We start from the raw sequence: 16,529 nt of genomic DNA, 5'->3' as shown, positions 1-16,529 counted from the left end.
GTTGGGGGCTTGTCGCATTTTGTCAGATGATAATGTGTTTTAATAAATGGTCTGTCTTAGCAATCTGCATGGATGAGCTGCTTATCGGGTACTGCTTGCGAGCTAACCACCGCTGACACAGTGCCTATATGTCGTGATAGAAATGGGGAAACATGGCACAGCGATTTCAATACCTAAATGAACAGAAAAGCTGTCTGAGGCTGACGCACCAACTGCTGGATCAAGCCAGTGTGGAAACTATGCTACAGAGCTTAAATCAGCATTTTTCCGATATTGCGGCGGCATATCACTGTTCGGTGCTAGTCGACGGGCCAATGGCGGCCCCCTGCCTCTATATCCCGACTGCAGATGGCAGCATTCGTTGTTTTGAAGAACCATCCCTGCTGCAAAATGGCCCGCTTCGTGTCGTCCAAACTTCCCGTACGGTCTTACATCTGGATTGCGAAGAATATCGCCAGCGCTATCCACGTTTAACCGTCAGTATCCGCCCCGAACCTTTTGGGGACTACCTGGCAATTCCTATTCTTAACCACCGCCGATTAATGGGACTGCTGGAGATCACCCGTAGCGATACCGGCCGCTTTGACGACGACGAGATTGCGCAGCTTGAACTGGTCGCCGAAGCGGTCGGTGTCGCCCTCGAACATCTGCAATCACGACTCGCGTTAAGTTTTGAACAAGGTCAACTGTGTGAGGAACGGGATGATTTTCATGTGTTGGTGAACGTGACCAACGCGGTGATCACGGAGCGGAGCGTTGAATCACTGGTCGATAAAATTGCCCGGGAAATTCACTGCTATTTTGGTATCAGTGCCATCAGTGTCTGTCTGCCAGAAACCGACCCTCATAACCTGATGCTGTATAACGCCTTTTTCGTGCAACCCGGCAAACCGCAAGAAACCCAGATGCGCATCAGTGCCGCGACGAGTATCTGTCAACAGGTGCTGGAAAGTGGGGAAATTCTGATCCGGCAACTGACACCAGACGATCCGCTGGCCTCTAACGAACACCAACTGTTCAATTTATGGCCCGCCACCAGTCATCAACTCTGCCTGATCCCGATTAAATTTGCCGGACAGGTGTTAGGGGTGCTCAAACTGGCGCAGGCCGATGAAAACTGCTTTAAAGGCTCGCGCTTGCAGCTGCTGGCACAAGTGGCTGAACGCACAGCAATTGCCGTAGATAACGCCCGGGCGTATCAAGAGATCAATCGTCTGAAAGATAATCTGGTCCAGGAAAACCATTATCTGAGTGAACAAGTCGAAAGCCTAAGCCACCAGCAATTTGATGAAATCATTGGCCGTAGTAACGCCATTACGCAAGTACTTAAACAGGTGGAACTGGTGGCTAAAACTGACTGTAGCGTACTGTTGCTGGGGGAAACGGGTACCGGCAAAGAAGTGTTTGCTCGTGCCATTCATCGCCTCAGCCCCCGCAGCGGCAAACGCATGATCAAGATGAACTGCGCCGCCATGCCGGCCGGGCTTCTAGAAAGTGATCTGTTTGGTCATGAAAAAGGTGCCTTTACCGGTGCCAGTAAAGAACGCCTGGGCCGTTTTGAGATGGCGCATCAGAGCAGCCTGTTTCTGGATGAAGTCGGCGATATGCCGCTAGAATTACAGCCAAAATTGTTGCGTGTCCTGCAGGAGCAAGAATTTGAACGCGTGGGGGGTAACCGTCTGATCAATGTCGATGTACGGTTGATTGCAGCCACCAACCGCGACTTAAAACAGATGGTCGCTGACAAAGAGTTCCGCTCTGATCTGTTCTATCGCCTGAATGTATTTCCTATTCGACTGCCACCACTGAGTGAACGTCGCGATGACATTCCGCACTTGGCAAAATACTTTGTCTTTCGCGCCAGTAAACACATGGGGCGAAATATCGACAGTATTCCATCGCGGGTACTGCGACAGTTGCAGGAGATGGAGTGGCCGGGAAATATCCGCGAATTACAGAATGTGATTGAGCGAGCAGTCTTATTGTCCAGCGGTAACATATTGCAGCTTCCATCAGAACTGGGAAGTTACCAACAGCCAGAAGAACCACCGTTAATCCGCCCGGAACCGGCACCGCACCGGAGTGCGGAGGAAGATGATGAATACCAGCGGATCATTACTGTGCTGCAAGAAACCAATGGCATCGTTGCTGGCCCTCGTGGGGCAGCCCACAAACTGGGTCTAAAACGCACCACCCTGCTGTCACGCATGAAGCGCTTGGGTATCGATAAAGAATCGGTGTTGGTCTAACCGTTCAGACCTGGGAATTTTCCAGTGCTGCCAACTCTGCGTTCAAAATTGCCCAGTTCTGGCACGCTTGGTAACAGGCATGGGCGATCAGCGGAATATCTTCATAGGCTTTAGGTAAGCACTGTTCCAGCGGATCATGCAACTCTCCGGCGCGCTCAGAGGCCATCCGTTTTGCTCGTTTGACTTCTTTACGTAACGCTTCCAATTCCGCTGCAGTCATCATTCCCGCCGAGATGTGCGCAATGTAATGTGCGAAAAAGACAAAACACACGCTATTCCGTCAAGAACCATGTCTGATAAAATTTTTATTAAATTCATATAAATAGAGATTTAACTTACCGATACAGCAATAAATACTGTCCGAATTGAGCGAAACCGCACAAAACTCAAACCACCAATTTAACCTTGGGATTTCTGATATTGGGCCAGGATTTTGTCCAGCGCATTAGCAAATGCTTGTCGATCTGCCTGACTAAGTGCCGCGGGGCCACCAGAGTCAATGCCACTGGCACGTAACGTATCCATAAAATCGCGCATTGTCAGCCGTGCCCTGATGTTATCGGGGGTAAAAGCATCTCCGCGAGGACTCAGAGCCCTGCCACCTTTTTGCAACACATCAGCCGCCAACGGAATATCCGAAGTAATCACCAGATCACCTGCAGCCACCCGCGCCACAATTTCATTATCCGCCACATCAAATCCCTTCATGACCTGTAATGTGCTGATAAACGAGGATTTAGGGACTCGCAGCGGCTGATTTGCCACCAGTGTCAGCGTAACCTGACAACGCTCGGCCGCGCGATACAGCACCTCTTTTATTACTGCCGGACAGGCGTCAGCATCAACCCAGATTTTCATATTGTTCCATAAATTATGATTGCAGCGCTGACTTTACCCTATTCTGCCCAGCGAAATCATCAGCACTACAGAATTTTGGTATGGGACTATAAATAACAAAGCCGCCTAACAGGCGGCCTTGATAGCAGTTGCGATGAATTATTTCTTATGACCTGGCAGCATCGCCTGCAAGGTATCATCTTTATCGACAAAGTAGTGTTTCAGCGCAAAACCTACGTGACCCACAATTACGGCCAACAGGGTGTATGCCAATACGCTGTGAATGGTCGAAATGTACGGCACCAGATCCGGAGATTTTGGTAGCAATGGTGGGATAGTGAACAAGCCAGCGACCGGAATCGGATATCCTGCTGCTGAACTGTATGCCCAGCCAGCCACAGGGACTAACACCATCAACAGGTACAATAAATGATGACCAGCATGAGCGGCTTTGATCATCAGCTGACTCATGCCAGTTAATGCTGGCGGCCGATGAGTCACACGCCAGATGATACGCAGCACAATCAAGAACAAACTGATAGTTGCAATCGATTTATGCAAAGTGATGATATTGCTCTTCTGCAGGTCGTGCGCAGCATCGATACCATAGGACAAAAACAGCCCTGAATAGGCGCCAATTGCCATCGCGGTTAAAATTACAATTGCCATTGCCCAATGCAGCGCCTTGGCAGTTCCGGTATATGATCTGTTTTGAGTTGCCATGAATAAATCCCTGAAAGTTATCAACTAGTGATGATAATAGTCCTTTTAAAATTATTTAAAATGCCATTTAATCGCAGCAATTAATGCACATTTTCGATAATTTAAACGCGTTCTAATAAAATAAATCGAACTACATTAATGTGATTTCTGCTGGTAACTACGCCAGATAAATACCCAACCTAACAGCACAAAGGGAATGCTCAGCCACTGACCAACACTCATCAAATCAGCCGCATAGGCCGCTTGCGGGGTTTTGACAAACTCCAATAAGAAGCGACTACCGAAAACCAGCACCATAAACACGCCGAAGCTGAAACCCCGTCTCGGAAAACCATTACGACGGTACAGTGTCAGTAACAAAATGAAAATCAACAGATAGCTAGCCGCTTCATAGAGCTGCACCGGGTGTCTGGGCAAATTATCAATCCGCTCGAATACCACGCCCCAATCACTATGTGTGGGTAATCCCACAATTTCTGAATTCATAAAATTGCCAAGGCGGATAAAACAGGCGGTGAGCGCCGTTGGCACCACCAAGCGGTCCAATAACCACAGCAAATCGATGTTGGGATGTTTACGGACAAATAACCAAATCGCCAGAATGACCCCAACCGTGCCACCATGACTGGCCAGGCCGCCGCGCCAGATTTTCAGAATTTCAATCGGATGCGAGAAATAGAAGGCCGGATCATAAAAGATCACATGACCCAGACGTGCACCGATGATGGCGCCGGCAAAGATATACAACAGCAGGTTATCAAGCGGCTCAGTGTCGAACCCTTCCCGGACACAGATCCATTGCATCAGGCGATAACCTAGCAGGAATCCCCCCACAAACAGCAGCCCATACCAATGCACTGCCACTGGCCCCAGATGTATTAATATCGGGTTAACGTTCCAGTAAATCATTGTTGTTCCAAGAAAGAGATTTGCGTCAGAGGGTAACATAAATGAACGGGGGCGCGTATGTTCTCAAGTGAGATTCTCAACCTCGCGCAATCATTACAGCCACACTACCGACGCTGGAGTCAGAAATATACGGATGGTAGACTTGGCCAAACTCGTTAGCCATAGGAAACAACTGTGTCCGCCTCAAGCCAGCCCAAATACTCTCCGTTAAAAGTGCTGTTATATCTGCTGGTTAGTGCAGCCATTATCTATGGTTTACGACACTATACTTCTCAGCCACAACTGCAAAAGGTTGAAGGCTTTGCACAAGGCACCACTTACCATATCAGTTGGTGGTCTGGGAATCCTGTGCCGACTAAAGACATCGAACAACAGTTTAATGCCACGCTAAACCAGATTGATGCGGAGTTATCCACCTATCGGGATGACTCTTATATTTCAAAACTCAATCACAGCAGCTCTACCGACTGGCAGCCAGCATCAACGGATTTTATTCAGTTGATTGAGATTGCCAAGGATATCCATCATAAAACCGGTGGTTGCTATGACCCGACCATCGGACCACTGTTCAATTTATGGGGATTTCAGAAAGATAAATTCAATCTGCCCACTGCCGCTGAAATTGCCGCCGTCACCGCAGAAATTGGCATGGAAAAAGTCGAAGTAGACGTTACCGGCTCCCGCATTCGAAAAACCTTACCCGGATTGCAGCTGAATTTTTCCTCCATGGGCGAAGGCTACAGCATCAGCAAACTGGCAGCGGTGCTGGAAAGCCATGATATCCGCAATTATCTGGTGGAGTTTGGCGGCGATATGAAAATTCGCGGGCATAAGCCCGATGGCAAAAAGTGGCGAATTGCCATCGACCGCCCTGACAAACAAGATGATGAACGACAGCCGTACAGCATCATCACCATCAATGATGAAACTGGCGTGACACTCGATACTTCCGGGACCTATCGCCATCACTTTGATGAAAACGGCAAAGAGTATTCCCATATTCTCGATCCGCGTACTGGTGCGCCAGTGAACCACAATCTGGTATCTGCTTCAGTTTTTGGCAGCGATTCACGCGTCAGTGACGCCTGGGCCACTGCGATGCTGTGCCTGGGGCCACAAGCTGGGCAAACGGTTGCCAAAGAGCAGCACCTGGAAGTGTTTTTTATTGAGAATGACCATGGTCACTTCCATAACGCTGAAAGCGAAGCATTAGCGGCCAGTCATCGGGTGATTTTTGACCAGTAACGCCCCCGCTAGCACGGCAAACCGAGCAACATGGTGTAATCATCTTGCCCGCGCTGTTGACATGGCGTCAGCCAGTTATCGTGCACTTAACTTTCAATGACAGAAACCTGGGGGATTCAGTTACCCATGTTTCTGTCTTTACTCTGAAACAAACAGCAACACTTCTCACCGCTTTAAGCCGTGCTAAAACCTTTAAAACCGAAATTGTGCCGTGTATGTTGTAGTGGTCGCTACCCTAAGGTTTTCGCGATACTGAAAGAGAACATCAGGCTGTTCGCCTTGATGGTCAGCTTTTCCGCTTATTGATGATGTCTGCCGGATATCCGGTGAAGAAAAGAGGCGCTCACCACAACGCCCGATAACAACAAGAAAGGAGCTCCCAGTGAATAACACTGCTGCCAAGGCCGCTGTCCTCAGCGCGCTGATGGGAACAGCCTTGCCCGCTTTTGCCGATATTCCGGCACCTGTGGATCAAGCCTACCCCGGTACCCTAAAAATCAAGGTGGACGCCACCGACCTGTCTCACCGTATATTTAACGTGACCGAAGTGGTACCTGCCAAACCTGGACCATTGACGCTGCTTTATCCGTCATGGATCCCCGGCCACCACTCCCCGACCGGTCCAATTGACAAAGTTGCGGGTTTTGAATTCAAAGCAAATGGCAAAGTGCTGCAGTGGGAACGCGATCCAGGTAACGTCTATGCGTTCAACATTGATGTACCCAAAGGTGCCGACAGTGTCGAAGTCAGTTTTAAATTTCTGTCACCACAAGATCGCAGCCAGGGCCGCGTAGTGATGACACCGGAGATGTTGAACCTGCAATGGAATACTGTGGCACTGTATCCGGCCGGTTATTACACCCGTCAAATTAAGGTTGATTCCTGTGTCACCCTGCCACAGGACTGGCACTACGCCACAGCACTGGAAGACAGCAATCACAAAGGTAGCAGCTACTGCTTTAAAACTATCGATTTTGAAAACTTGGTGGACTCACCAATGTTTGCCGGTAAGTATTACAAGCGGATCGATCTTAACCCTGGTGCAGATACCCCAGTTCACCTGAACGTATTTGCTGATAAAGCCAAAGATTTGGACGTCAGCGAAGAAGGGCTGAAGGCCCATAAAGAACTCGTACAGCAGATGTACAAGCTCTACGGTGCCCACCATTACAATCATTATGATTTTCTGTTAGCGCTGACTGACAAGCTGGGCGGTATTGGTCTGGAACATCACCGTTCCAGTGAAAACAGCGGCAAACAGGATTACTTCACTAAATGGGACAAATCCTGGCTGGGTCGCGATCTGCTGGCACACGAATTCAACCACTCTTGGGACGGTAAATATCGCCGCCCAGCCGAGTTGTGGACCCCTACTTATAATCAAGTGAAAAAAGATCACGGATTATGGGTATATGAAGGCCAGACCCAGTTCTGGGGCTACATCGTTGCCGCACGTTCCGGTCTGTGGAGTCATGATAACGCCATGGATATGCTGGCATTACTGGGTGCCACCTATGATAAAGGCCGTCCGGGCATGAAATGGCGTACCATTCTGGACACCACCAATGATCCAACCATCGCCCAACGTGCTCCAAAGGCGTTCCGTAACTATCAGATGAGTGAAGACTATTATCAGGGCGGTCAGCTGATTTGGTACGCTGTTGATGCCAAGTTACGCAGCTTAAGTGCTGATAAAAAGTCGCTCAATGATTTTGCCAAAGCATTTTTCGGCGTGCACCCGGGTGCCTGGGATATCAACACCTATACCTTTGATGATGTCATTGCCACACTCAATGGCATTGAGAAATATGATTGGGCCAGTTTCATCAATGAACGGTTAAAAGGTCACGTGAATCTATCCGATTCCTTTAACGATCAAGGCTGGAAGCTGGTGTATAACGACACACCATCAGCGGCAGTTAAAGGGATGGAAGACCGCTATAAGCGTTTCGACTTCACTTATTCGCTGGGATTTTCTGCCGATAAAGAAGGTAAATTAAGCGATGTGTTATGGGATAGCCCAGCATTTAATGCCGGATTGTCACCAAGCATGACCTTGGTTGCCGTCAATGGTGAAGCCTACAAAGCCGAATATCTAAAAGATGCCATTACCGCTGCGAAAACCAGTAAAGCGCCGATTGAACTGTTAGTGAAAGAGTTTGATCAGTACAAAACGATCAAAATCGATTATCACGCTGGTTTGATGTATCCGCACCTAGTGCGCATTGAAGGTAAACCTGATTACCTGTCTGAAGTTCTCAAGGCATTGTAATTAGGTCTGCACTTGTGAACTCCGAAGCCCGGCGACATGCCGGGCTTTTTTATCCGCCACGACGGATTGGCAGCAATCACCACAATTTAGTAAACTGCCGCCAATTAAAAACACAGAGAGTAACTATGGCTCAGTTTGTTTATAGCATGCTCAGGGTAGGCAAAGTGGTGCCACCTAAAAAGCAGATCCTCAAAGACATCTCTTTGAGCTTCTTTCCTGGCGCCAAAATCGGTGTGCTCGGTCTGAATGGCTCCGGTAAATCTTCACTGTTGCGTATTATGGCTGGTGTTGATAAGGAATTTGACGGTGAAGCCCGCCCGATGCCTGGGTTAAAAATTGGCTATCTGCCGCAGGAACCTCAACTGGATCCGCAGAAAACCGTACGCGAAGCCATCGAAGAGGCTGTCAGCGAAGCCAAAAATGCCTTAGCTCGCCTCGATGAAGTGTATGCGGCTTACGCTGAACCGGATGCCGATTTTGATGCGCTAGCCAAAGAACAAGGGGAACTGGAAGCCATCATTCAAGCCCATGACGCTCACAATCTGGATAACATTTTGGAACGTGCCGCCGATGCGCTACGGTTACCCGAATGGGATGCCAAAATTGAGGTGCTGTCCGGTGGTGAGCGTCGCCGCGTTGCCATCTGTCGACTGCTGTTGGAAAAGCCAGAAATGCTGTTGATGGACGAACCTACCAACCATCTCGATGCCGAATCCGTCGCTTGGCTGGAGCAGTTCCTGCACGAATATCCGGGTACCGTTGTGGCGATTACCCACGACCGTTATTTCCTAGATAATGCTGCCGGCTGGATCCTGGAACTGGACCGCGGTGAAGGTATCCCATGGCAAGGCAACTATTCCTCTTGGCTGGAGCAGAAAGATCAACGTCTGCAACAGGAAGCCTCGACAGAAAGTGCCCGTCAGAAAACCATTGCCAAGGAATTGGAATGGGTGCGTCAGGGAGCCAAAGGCCGCCAATCAAAAGGTAAGGCCCGTCTGTCACGCTTTGAGGAACTCAATAGTCAGGAATACCAGCGCCGTAACGAGACTAACGAGCTGTTTATTCCACCAGGCCCACGCTTGGGTGACAAGGTGATTGAAGTCCGTCACCTCACCAAAAGCTTTGGCGATCGGGTACTGATTGATGATTTGTCGTTCACCGTCCCTAAAGGGGCAATTGTCGGCATTATCGGCCCTAACGGTGCCGGTAAATCCACCCTGTTTAAGATGATTACTGGGGCCGAAACACCGGACAAAGGGGAAGTGGAAGTCGGCGATACAGTGCAGATCGCATCGGTTGAACAGTTCCGTGACTCGATGAACGATAAAAACACCATCTGGCAGGAAATTTCCGGCGGTCAGGACATCATGCGCATCAATGGGCTGGAGATTCCTAGCCGTGCCTATGTTGGCCGTTTTAACTTCCGTGGCGGCGATCAGCAAAAGATCATCGGGACGCTGTCTGGCGGTGAACGCAACCGTGTGCATCTGGCAAAATTGCTGCAAGCCGGTGGTAACGTCTTGCTGCTCGACGAACCCACTAACGATCTGGACGTGGAAACCTTACGAGCACTGGAAGAGGCATTACTGGAGTTCCCAGGTTGCGCCATGGTGATTTCGCATGACCGTTGGTTCCTTGACCGTATCTGTACCCATATTCTGGATTACCGTGACGAAGGGAAAGTGAACTTCTACGAAGGTAACTACACCGAATATTCCAGCTGGCTGAAAGCGAACTTTGGCACCGATGTGATTGAGCCACACCGCCTGAAGTACAAGCGTATGATCAAGTAAATCACGCGGATAACGACTGGCGGCATAAGTTGCCAGTCGTTATGCAAATGCGACATACGAAAAAGGGATGCAAATGCATCCCTTTTGGCTAATTCATCCGTTACAGCGACTGGGCCAATGGCATGCAGTTGAGCTGCAAGGTATCGCCATGATAGGCCAGCTCAGCGCCGCGCATTGGATTGGAAAACAGCATACCTTGCAGCAAATCGGCCCCCATACGTTTGAGGAGTTCCCGTTGACGGCTATTTTCAACACCTTCTACCGTCACGCGAAAGCCCAGATGATGCGCCATTTCAATGGTAGTCAGGACAATCCGCTGCGCCCGGCGATCCACCAGCAAATCATCAACAAAGGCTTTATCAATCTTAATTTCATCGACCGGAAGGTCTTTCAGATAAGCTAGCGATGAATGCCCGGTACCGAAGTCATCAATGGCAACTTCAATCCCCATCTGCCGCAGTTGCTGCAATTTTTCGCAGGTACCGCTCATATTCGCAATCAGCACACCCTCAGTAATCTCTAACGCAATAGCATCACCAGTGAGCTGATATTGCTGTAATTTATGGCTGATACAGGCAACCACATCCTGTTCGAAATCACTGCCAGCCAGATTGACTGCTACACGAATATTTACGCCATGCGCACGCCACTGCTGCTGTTGCTGCAGCACTTTATCCATCACCCAATGCGTTACCAAATGGATCATCCCGGCACATTCAGCGAGCGGAATAAACTCCGCCGGCGATACCACCCCAAGCTGCGGATGTTCCCAGCGGATCAGAGCTTCCACTTGTTCGCACTTACCGGTATGCAGGCTCTCTTTTGGCTGATACACCACGTACAATTGGTTATGCTGCAGCGCCTTGGGCAAACTATGAATAATCTGCATTTCCCGCAGATGCACACTGTCATCGCCGCTTTCATAAGCCGCAATCCCACGCCGATCATCGCGCGCCTTCTTCAGCGCCAGATCGACACGTTTTAACATCAAGCTGGTATCCGCATGGTGTTGCTGTAACTGCAGATATCCCACTTTGACCTTGATGCCAATGGGTGTCTTATCGATTTCATAAGGCAGTTGTAATTGCTGTTGCAAGGCTTCGAGGTCTGCCAGCGTCAGTTGCTGCTCGTAAAACAGTAGAAATTCATCACCATCCATGCGAGCGACGAATCGCGGCTGCGGAGTACTTTGCCGTAACCGGGCAGCATAGCCCTGTAACAATTTATCACCCGCACTAAAGCCAAACAGATCGTTCACAAAACGGAAGCGGTCAATATCCAACATGACCATAGTGCCGTTCGTCACCGGCATTAATGGCGTGATGGCACGCTTAAACCATTGACGATTAGGCAGACCGGTTAGAGCGTCGCGACCAATATTGGTGGGGATCTGTCGTATTAATGACTTGATAGCAAGGTAAAGGGGAACGCCACGCTCGGGCACTTCGGCGATGTCTAAAGGCTGCTTATGTTCTACCTGAGAACGCAGGTCATCTGCCAGCAGGGCAACAAATTGCTTTAAACGCCAATAACGTATCCCTAGGACAACGCCAGCCAACACACTTAAGGTCAACACTGCTATCAGCCCAAAGATCATCGAATATCCCCAAGTCGCCAATCGCCTGACAGCATCAGCGTTAGTTTACGGTATACGCTCCAGCATACCGCATTTAAAATCAATCGTAACTTGCTTTTATTGAATGAAAATGTTCTAAAAATTCGTCACTTGCCAAATCATCCGGCGTCACAGGCAAGCCTTTTTTAATAAACACATCTAACCGTTGTTGTAATTCAGGACCAGCACGTAACTCTCCGACATAGAAAGCTGCCGCGCGAATAAAATCGAGGTAAGTCACTTGTTCCGGCAGATAATGCAGATCGGCCCAGCGCTCAACCACTTCCGTGACCTCAGGGGTAAAATCCCAACTATTCAGTACCGCTCGGCCAATCGGGCCTTGCAGCTTACGCACTAGGGCGCGTAACTGCCCAATACTGGTAAACAGCTCCGGATGAGATTCTGCTTCCGTCAGCACCGGCAAGGCACCAATATTATGTACCAACCCGGCCAATGTCAGCGTGTCGTAATTTAGCTGACTTTCTGGATTTTTCGGCTTATACATCAGCAACATAGATGCAGCGGCAGCGGTTACCTCAATAGAGGTACCCCACACTTCATCCATCACTTCCCATACCATCTCGTTAGTAGAAATGAACAGCTGCTCCATCGCAATGGAGGTCACAATAGATTTAATCTGGGTCAGACCGATACGGGTCACCGCTTGATTAATGTTTTCTGCCTTGACGCCACGGCTGTAAAACGCACTGTTGGCAACCTTAATCAGTCGGGCTGAAATAGCCGCATCCTGGCCAATAACTTCCGCCACTTGCTTAAGACTGGAATTCTGACGCCCCATCACTTCCTGTACCCTAATTGCCACTTCCGGCAACGTCGGTAAAACCAGGGTATCGAATTTTAATTTCTTCAGAAGACTGACCAACAGCTGGTGCTCTGTTGACATGCGCGCCCCAATGTAACTTTGTTGTTTAAAATCTGTAACTCAGTATATCAGCTATGAATGTTGTCCGGAGCAGATATATCCGCCACTCTGAGATATGGGCAAGTATTTGCGTAACTTTTACACAGTTGCAGATTATCATCAGAATGTTACCAAGAATAACGCGTTTTTCAGTTGTGACGCCAGCGCAGATAAACCAGAGTAAATTAATCAGTCTTTCATTTGCATCGATTGGCAGATTTTCAGTAAAATGCCGCGCCAGCCACACTTTCGTGGCCGTCAGACATCCATGAGCGAGAGTGAGTTATGTTCAAACCTGAGCTGTTGTCCCCTGCCGGGACATTGAAAAATATGCGCTATGCCTTTGCCTACGGTGCGGATGCCGTTTACGCGGGCCAGCCGCGATATAGCTTGCGGGTGCGCAACAACGACTTCAACATGGAAAATCTGGCGACGGGAATTAATGAAGCCCATGAACTTGGTAAAAAACTTTATGTAGTAAGCAATATTGCGCCACATAACTCCAAGTTAAAAACCTATATCAAGGACATGGAGCCGGTGGTTTCGATGAAACCCGATGCCCTGATCATGTCTGACCCAGGTCTGATCATGATGGTACGCGAAGCGTTTCCGGAGCAAGTGGTACATTTATCCGTACAAGCCAACGCCATCAACTGGGCTTCAGTAAAATTCTGGGAGTCTCAGGGGATTAAACGCGTCATCCTTTCGCGTGAGCTTTCTTTGGATGAAATCGAAGAAATCCGCCAACATTGTCCGGACATTGAGCTGGAAGTCTTTGTGCATGGCGCACTGTGTATGGCTTACTCCGGACGTTGTTTGTTATCTGGTTATATTAACAAGCGTGATCCTAACCAGGGCACCTGCACCAATGCCTGTCGCTGGAAGTATGATGTACATGAAGCAAAGCAAAATGATGCAGGTGATATCATTGCGATCAATCCAGTCAATGACACCGCAGTACAGATTGAAAAGCCTACGCTAGGTGACGGCCCAGCCACTGACAAGATATTTCTGCTGCAGGAAGGCAATCGTCCTGGAGAGTACATGCCAGCGTTCGAAGATGAACATGGCACTTATATCATGAACTCTAAGGATTTACGGGCCATCCAGCATGTAGAACGACTGGCACGTATGGGCATCAACTCCCTGAAAATCGAAGGTCGTACCAAATCCTTCTACTATGTTGCACGTACCGCCCAGTTATACCGTAAAGCGATTAACGATGCTGCCGCTGGTAACTCGTTTGATCGCAGCCTCATGCAACAACTTGAAGGACTGGCGCATCGTGGCTATACCGAAGGCTTTCTGCGTCGGCACGTCCACGATGAATATCAGAATTACGATTACGGCTATTCAGTTAGCGACAGTCAACAGTTTGTCGGAGAACTCACCGGCAAGCGTAACGCTGACGGGTTGGCCGAAATTGAAGTGAAGAATAAATTCAGTGTGGGTGACAGTGTTGAACTGATGACACCACAAGGCAATATCAGTCTAACTATTGAATCACTGCTGAATCGCAAAGGTGAAGCGATTGATTGTGGGCCAGGCAATGGCCATACTGTTTACTTACCGGTACCGCAGGAAGTAGTACTGGAACACGGTATATTGCTGCGCAATCTGCCAGACGGTCAGGATACCCGTAATCCCCATCAGGGTGAATAACCGAGACGTACCATGGCACTGTTGATTGACGATACCTGTATTAATTGCGATATGTGTGAGCCTGAATGCCCCAATCAGGCCATTAGCATGGGCGAAGAGGTCTATTATATCGATCCCGAACGCTGTACTGAGTGCGTCGGCCATTACGATAAGCCCACCTGTATTTCGGTGTGTCCCATTGATTGCATTGATGTAGACCCAGCCCATGTAGAGTCGCCAGACGAGCTATTACTGAAATACGCCCATCTGACAGGGAAACTCAACGACTGACATCTTGCCGCTTTATCCTGTTAGTTTTGACACCAAGGAGAGTCAATTATGAGAATGATACTGATGTTAAGCGCACTACTAATACTCTCGGCTTGCGCTGAACTCAAACAGACCGGCAAAGATATTGGTCACGCCACACGGGATGTCACTAAAGAAATTGGCCACACCACGCGAGATGTGACTAAGGATATCGGTCATGCATCGCGTGATGCCGTCAACTCAGTGAAGCAAGATATCCAAAAAGACTGACCAGTTCTGGCTTAGGCGGCGTTGGCTGTTGCACCGTGGGGAACGGGCAGACCTGCCTCGTTAACATTGACGAACACCATCTTGTCAATGCTGACAATGGGAGCCAGAGTCTGCTTATTACGCACCTCACAGCGCACAGTTATCGATGTATGACCAGTGCTGATCAGCTCCAGCCCGAATTCAATCACATCTCCTAGTTTTGCCGGTGTCATAAAGTTGATTTCAGAAATCAACTTGGTGACATGGCTACGACTTTTCATCTAACAGCCTGCGAATATGGCAGCTTCATCATCTATCCAACTGAGTAATTGACCGCCGAATAGCGATCCAGCAGGATTCAGATGTTCATGTTTAACCAAGCGGCGGCTGTAATATTTCATCCTGATGCCTCCCTTCCGGTAAATGAGTAGATACAGCGAATTTAGCAATTACAACGCCATATTTATTTTTCAATATTTTTCAGATTGTTAGTTGATTAATGCGGAAAAAAATGCTGCTCAAATGCACCATTTTCAGACACTGTCTGCACTGTTAATGGTGTTTCCGGTGGGCAAGGATAAAGGGAGCGGGCGCATCGGTGCAAACCCGCAGAACTGAGCGAATTAGTGTGCCAGACACTGCTTAAAAGCGGCGATAGTTGTGTGAATATCGGCTGTCGAAATGTCGTTGTGCGTCACCAGACGCAAAGACTTGCCAGCGCTGATACGCACCCCACATTCGCCAAGCTGCGACGCTAACATCAATGGGTTTATCTGGCTGTCTAACTCCGCAAATACCATGTTCGTTTGAACCAGTGACAGATCGACATTTAACTCAGTCAGTTCTGACAACCCTTCAGCCAAGATACGGGCGTTGGCATGGTCGTCCGCTAATCGTGCTACTTGTTGAGTCAGTGCTAACTCACCTGCCGCAGCCAAGATCCCAGCCTGACGCATACCACCACCCAGCATCTTACGCCAACGGCGTGCCCGGTGAATAAAATGTTCATCCCCTAACAGTAAAGAACCGACTGGGGCACACAACCCCTTAGACAAACAAACAGTAGCCGAATCAAAAAACTGCATAATCTCAGAAATACCGATGTTTTGCGCCACCGCAGCATTTGCCACGCGCGCACCATCAAGATGGATTTTTAACCCTTTGGAGAATGCCAGTTGCTGTGCTTCTGCCAGATATTGCTGAGGGAGTACTTTACCCCCAATGGTATTTTCCAGACTGATAAGCTTAGTGCGGGCAAAATGAAAGTCATCAGGCTTAATAGCCGCAGTCACGTCGTTGAGCGGTAAAGTTCCATCTGCCAGATTCGCTATTGGCTGTGGCTGAATGCTGCCAAGTACGGCGGCACCGCCGGCTTCATACTTGTAGTTGTGGGCCTGTTGACCACAGATATATTCATCACCGCGATTACAATGTGACATCAACGCTAATAAATTGGCCTGAGTGCCAGAGGTTGTAAACAACGCCTCTTCAAAACCAAACATTTCAGCGGCCATCTGCTCCAGATGGTTCACTGTCGGGTCGTCACCATAAACATCATCCCCCACCACAGCGGCTGCCATCGCTTTGCGCATCGCGGCCGTTGGCTGCGTTACCGTATCACTTCGTAAATCAATCATCAGGTTATCCGAACATTACAGGAAAAGTTTACTCTACTCCGCCCGGTGATAGCTGTACAGTTACGCCCAGACCTTCCGAGGTCAGAATTATACTGAGAATATTAAATGTACATTTCCGATTAAATATTAATTAATAACATAATATCAATTAGTTATAAATTTTATCC

14 protein-coding genes and 1 pseudogene are annotated in these 16,529 nt (G+C 48.9%); 7 read left to right on the top strand and 8 right to left on the bottom strand.

Annotation, left to right across the window (positions count from 1 at the left end):
* Window positions 1-152: 152 nt before the first annotated feature.
* Complete coding sequence (gene flhA, locus PY479_RS00855) at window positions 153-2,249, top strand: formate hydrogenlyase transcriptional activator FlhA (protein WP_275482551.1); 2,097 nt, start codon at window positions 153-155, stop codon at window positions 2,247-2,249.
* Window positions 2,250-2,253: 4 nt separating this feature from the next.
* On the opposite strand, the gene PY479_RS00850 is transcribed toward flhA, so the two are convergent.
* The 4 genes from PY479_RS00850 to lgt form a co-directional block, all read right to left on the bottom strand.
* Window positions 2,254-2,472 carry a CCE_0567 family metalloprotein gene (locus PY479_RS00850; RefSeq protein ID WP_275482550.1) on the bottom strand — a complete coding sequence of 73 codons (219 nt, stop codon included), beginning with the start codon at window positions 2,470-2,472 and terminating at the stop codon, window positions 2,254-2,256.
* Between the two features lie 176 nt (window positions 2,473-2,648).
* A complete protein-coding gene (locus PY479_RS00845; protein WP_212595714.1) occupies window positions 2,649-3,107 on the bottom strand; it encodes a YaiI/YqxD family protein in 459 nt (152 codons plus the stop codon).
* A 138-nt stretch (window positions 3,108-3,245) separates the two neighbouring features.
* A complete protein-coding gene (locus tag PY479_RS00840) occupies window positions 3,246-3,809 on the bottom strand; it encodes a cytochrome b (protein WP_212595713.1) in 564 nt (187 codons plus the stop codon).
* A gap of 135 nt (window positions 3,810-3,944) precedes the next feature.
* On the bottom strand, window positions 3,945-4,718 hold the full coding sequence (gene lgt, locus PY479_RS00835) for a prolipoprotein diacylglyceryl transferase (protein WP_212595712.1): 774 nt from the start codon (window positions 4,716-4,718) through the stop codon (window positions 3,945-3,947).
* 174 nt (window positions 4,719-4,892) lie between these two features.
* On the opposite strand from lgt, the gene PY479_RS00830 reads away from it, so the two are divergent.
* The 3 genes from PY479_RS00830 (at window position 4,893) to ettA (ending at window position 10,028) form a co-directional block, all read left to right on the top strand.
* Window positions 4,893-5,963, top strand: a complete 1,071-nt coding sequence (locus tag PY479_RS00830; RefSeq protein ID WP_275482549.1) for an FAD:protein FMN transferase — start codon at window positions 4,893-4,895, stop codon at window positions 5,961-5,963.
* 382 nt (window positions 5,964-6,345) lie between these two features.
* Complete coding sequence (locus PY479_RS00825; RefSeq protein ID WP_275482548.1) at window positions 6,346-8,235, top strand: peptidase M61; 1,890 nt, start codon at window positions 6,346-6,348, stop codon at window positions 8,233-8,235.
* A gap of 125 nt (window positions 8,236-8,360) precedes the next feature.
* Window positions 8,361-10,028 (top strand): energy-dependent translational throttle protein EttA, encoded by a 1,668-nt coding sequence (gene ettA, locus PY479_RS00820; protein WP_212595710.1) that lies wholly within the window; start codon window positions 8,361-8,363, stop codon window positions 10,026-10,028.
* Window positions 10,029-10,128: 100 nt separating this feature from the next.
* Here ettA and PY479_RS00815 read toward each other — a convergent pair whose 3' ends face one another.
* Complete coding sequence (locus PY479_RS00815; protein ID WP_275482547.1) at window positions 10,129-11,625, bottom strand: bifunctional diguanylate cyclase/phosphodiesterase; 1,497 nt, start codon at window positions 11,623-11,625, stop codon at window positions 10,129-10,131.
* 79 nt (window positions 11,626-11,704) lie between these two features.
* Window positions 11,705-12,547 carry an HDOD domain-containing protein gene (locus PY479_RS00810; protein ID WP_275482546.1) on the bottom strand — a complete coding sequence of 281 codons (843 nt, stop codon included), beginning with the start codon at window positions 12,545-12,547 and terminating at the stop codon, window positions 11,705-11,707.
* A 303-nt stretch (window positions 12,548-12,850) separates the two neighbouring features.
* Between PY479_RS00810 and yegQ the strand changes: the two genes are divergently transcribed.
* Genes yegQ through PY479_RS00795 form a run of 3 tightly spaced genes read left to right on the top strand, consistent with a single transcriptional unit; the run spans window position 12,851 to window position 14,746 of the window.
* On the top strand, window positions 12,851-14,227 hold the full coding sequence (gene yegQ, locus PY479_RS00805) for a tRNA 5-hydroxyuridine modification protein YegQ (protein ID WP_275482545.1): 1,377 nt from the start codon (window positions 12,851-12,853) through the stop codon (window positions 14,225-14,227).
* 12 nt (window positions 14,228-14,239) lie between these two features.
* Window positions 14,240-14,497 carry a YfhL family 4Fe-4S dicluster ferredoxin gene (locus PY479_RS00800; RefSeq protein ID WP_212595706.1) on the top strand — a complete coding sequence of 86 codons (258 nt, stop codon included), beginning with the start codon at window positions 14,240-14,242 and terminating at the stop codon, window positions 14,495-14,497.
* 48 nt (window positions 14,498-14,545) lie between these two features.
* The gene (locus PY479_RS00795) at window positions 14,546-14,746 is read left to right on the top strand and encodes a hypothetical protein (protein ID WP_212595705.1); all 201 of its coding nucleotides are present in this window, start codon (window positions 14,546-14,548) and stop codon (window positions 14,744-14,746) included.
* Window positions 14,747-14,757: 11 nt separating this feature from the next.
* Here the strand turns inward: PY479_RS00795 and PY479_RS00790 are convergent.
* Together PY479_RS00790 and ltaE are read right to left on the bottom strand one after the other, a co-directional pair.
* Window positions 14,758-15,126: pseudogene (locus PY479_RS00790) on the bottom strand (hotdog domain-containing protein).
* A gap of 222 nt (window positions 15,127-15,348) precedes the next feature.
* Window positions 15,349-16,362 carry a low-specificity L-threonine aldolase gene (ltaE, locus tag PY479_RS00785; RefSeq protein ID WP_212595703.1) on the bottom strand — a complete coding sequence of 338 codons (1,014 nt, stop codon included), beginning with the start codon at window positions 16,360-16,362 and terminating at the stop codon, window positions 15,349-15,351.
* Between the last annotated feature and the right edge of the window lie 167 nt (window positions 16,363-16,529).

Origin of the sequence: Shewanella sp. A32, assembly GCF_029167175.1 — a bacterium.
GTDB lineage: Bacteria > Pseudomonadota > Gammaproteobacteria > Enterobacterales > Shewanellaceae > Shewanella > Shewanella yunxiaonensis.
This window is presented reverse-complemented; position numbering and strand designations above follow the sequence as displayed.